At 31.8% G+C, this 349-nt stretch carries 1 pseudogene; it reads left to right on the forward strand.

Annotated elements, in window-relative coordinates:
* A pseudogene (locus ACODS7_RS32865) lies at positions 1-289 on the forward strand (cytosolic protein); the annotation flags it as partial.
* Positions 290-349 lie beyond the last annotated feature (60 nt).

The raw sequence follows: 349 nt of genomic DNA on the forward strand, positions 1-349 counted from the left end.
GAGAAACATCGCAAAGAAAGCTGCAAAACAATTTAATTTACTTGCGGATACAGATATATTCCAAAACATTCTTGCGAATGCTTCTTCTGTCTTGATCTCTAAAACACATAAGTACGAGCATAACGGGAAATTAATGAAAAATCCGATTGGCTATTTTACAAGTACGTTTAAACAAATGGTCTACAACTATATCGATAGCTTTAGAGATATACATAATCTTGCAAATCGTAAGAAAGATATTTCTGCTCGTAATACGTTATTTCTAAAGATGATTGGCGAATCATTTTAATTCCAAATCGCCATTTGATTCATGAAATCATGAATAGACTTTGTTTGGAATATGCGAAAA

It is taken from the genome of Bacillus sp. FG16 (assembly GCF_057809515.1).